The sequence below is a fragment of the Bradyrhizobium sp. Tv2a-2 genome (assembly GCF_000472425.1).
GTDB lineage: Bacteria > Pseudomonadota > Alphaproteobacteria > Rhizobiales > Xanthobacteraceae > Bradyrhizobium.
Map to the genome: position 1 here is coordinate 1 of NZ_AXAI01000077.1, position 2,666 is coordinate 2,666.

Here is a 2,666-nt window from a genome sequence, read left to right on the forward strand (position 1 = left end):
AGCGCCACGAGCTCATGGCCTTCGGGCCGCTGGCTGGGTTCGGCGCAGGCTCTCGCCGGCGAGGTCGAGCCGATGGGCATTGTGGACGAGGCGATCGAGCACGGCATCGGCGTAAGTTGGGTCTCCAATCAGCACGTGCCATGTGTCCACGGGGAGTTGGCTGGTGACGAGGGTGGAACGCCGGCCGTAGCGATCTTCGAGGATTTCCAGGAGGTCGTGGCGGGCGCTGGCGTCGAGGGGCTTGAGCCCCCAGTCATCGAGAATCAGCAGGTCGACACGGCCGAGGCCGCGCAACAGGCGTGGATGGCGGCCGTCGCCGCGCGCGAGAGCGAGGTCATCGAACAGCCGCGGAACGCGTTGATAGAGCACGGAACGATTATCGCGGCAGGCCTTGTGGCCGAGCGCCGAGGCGAGCCAGCTCTTGCCGACGCCGGCCGGGCCGCAGATCAGCAGATTGACGTGATCGTCGATCCAGTGGCCCTCGACAAGCTTGGCGAACAGCGCGCGGTCAAGACTGCGCGGGGTGCGGTAGTCGACGTCCTCGACGCACGCCTGCTGGCGCAGCTTGGCGTAGCGCAGGCGGGTGGCGAGCCGCTTGTCGTGGCGCAGCGAGGCTTCGCGTTCGAGCAGCAGCGCGAGCCATTCGGCATGACCGAGGCTGGCAGCCTCGCCGGTGGCTTCGATATCAGCGAAGGCCTTGGCTATGCCGTGGAGGCCAAGGGCGTTGAGGCAGTCGAGGGTCGGATGGGTGAGCAAGGGATGATCTCCTAATTGTAGTAGCGCGGTCCGCGGATATTGGCATGCAGGATCGGCGCATCGTCCGCGGAGCGCTGATGAGCGGGACGCCGATCGAGGTTGTTGGCGAGGATCGACTTGACCGAACCATAGGTGCGCGCGCCGATGTCGATCGCCCGCGCAGCCGCTGCGTCCAGCCGGTCGCGCCCATAGGAGGCGGCGAGCCTGAGGATGCCGAGGCAGGCGCGGAAGCCTTGCTCGGGGTGCGAGCGCTCGTCGAGAATGAGCTCGCACAACGCGCTGGTCGCCGGCCCGATCGCGGCGGCGTCTTGGCGGATACGCGCGATGGTCCAGCCGGCGTAGCGCCGATGGCTGGAGGCCATGTGCTCCGGCACGGTGGTGTGCTTGTGATTGCCGCTCATGCGCTGATGCGCGGCGACCCGCTCGCCCTTGTGGAAGATCTCGACGGTACGGGCCGTGAACCGCACCTCTACCTCCGTGCGGGCAAAGCGATGCGGGACGCTGTAGTAATGCTTCTCCACCTCGACGTGGTAATCGAGACTGACGCGGCGGATCCGCCATTCGGCGAGCACGTAGGGGCTCGCCGGCAACGGCTTGAGTGCCGGCCGGTCGACCTCCTCGAGCAGCCGGCGGCGCGTCACGCCGAGCCGCCGGATCGGCCGTTCCTCGTTGAGCCTTGTGAGCAGCTCGCCGATCGCCGCATTGACCTCGGCCAGGCTGTAGAAGGTGCGATGACGCAGGCGGCCGAGCAGCCAGCGCTCGACGATGAGGACGGCTTGCTCGACCTTGGCCTTGTCGCGCGGCTTGCGCGGCCGCGCCGGCAATATGGCCGTGCCGTAATGCGCCGCCATCTCCGCATAGGTACGATTGATCTGCGGGTCGTACAGGCTCGCCTTGATGACCGCGACCTTGGTGTTGTCGGGCACCAGCAGCGCCGGGACGCCGCCGGTCGCTGCGAAGGCGCCAACATGGGCGCTGATCCAGTCGGCGAGCCCCTGCGTCCATGTCGCCTGCGCGTAGGTGAAGCTCGATGCGCCGAGCACGGCGACGAAGATCTGCGCCGTTCTGCGCTCACCGGTCAGGCGGTCGACCACCACTGGCACGCCATCGCCGGCATAGTCGACGAACAACTTGTCGCCGGCCGCATGGGCCTGGCGCATCGTCACCGACAGGCGCCCCTCCCAGGCGCGGTAGAGCTCACAGAAGCGCGAGTACCGGTATCCGCCGGGCTCGGCGCCGATGTACTCCTCCCACAGGATCGACAGCGTCACGTGCTTGCGTTTGAGCTCGCGGTGCACGGCCGCCCAGTCGGGCTCGGCGACGCGGCGGTGACCCTGCCGGTTGCCATTGCCGGTCTTGGCGAACAGGCGGAGTTCCAGGGCCGCGTCCGTGAGCTCGTCGGGCAACGGCCAGGTCAGACCCGCAGCCTCGAACCGCCGGATCGCCAGCCGCACCGTCGAGGGCGCCGCGCCCACCCGTCGCGCAATCTCGCGGCTCGGTAGCCCGGCCGCCTTCATCCTGATCACATCGCGCACGCGGCGCATCGCAAGCCTCTCCGTCGGCATCCAGGGTCCCCCTTCGCAAAGCCGAAAAGGTTGACCCTATGGGAGCCAGAAGAGGCCTCGTCACCCGGGCGACATCATCCCGGAACACTGGGCGACATCATCTCGGAATGGGTGGGCGACTTCAAATCGGAATGGTGGGCGAGATCATCTCGGAACGATGGGCGACATCGAGCAGAATCCGCATCTATCGCGAGATCCGCGAAAAGCGCGGGCTAGCCTATTCGGTATCCGAGTCGCTCCTGTTGATGGACCACTCGGCGTTATTTATCGGCAACACTGCGACGCGCGGAGCTATGGCCGAAACTGGGTGATGACGGGTTGAGAGAGGCGGCGTATCGAGGCGGG

At 67.2% G+C, this 2,666-nt stretch carries 2 protein-coding genes; both read right to left on the reverse strand.

Annotated features, from left to right (window positions below; genetic code table 11):
• Positions 1 to 12: 12 nt before the first annotated feature.
• The gene (gene istB / locus A3AI_RS0141800) at positions 13 to 756 is read right to left on the reverse strand and encodes an IS21-like element helper ATPase IstB (RefSeq protein WP_024521122.1); all 744 of its coding nucleotides are present in this window, start codon (positions 754 to 756) and stop codon (positions 13 to 15) included.
• Between the two features lie 11 nt (positions 757 to 767).
• Positions 768 to 2,300 (reverse strand): IS21 family transposase, encoded by a 1,533-nt coding sequence (gene istA / locus A3AI_RS0141805; protein WP_084801239.1) that lies wholly within the window; start codon positions 2,298 to 2,300, stop codon positions 768 to 770.
• Between the last annotated feature and the right edge of the window lie 366 nt (positions 2,301 to 2,666).

Coding starts and splice junctions, on each gene's coding strand:
- istA (WP_084801239.1), bottom strand. CDS start 2,300: ATGCGCCGCGTGCGCGATGTGATCAGGATGAAGGCGGCCGGGCTACCG.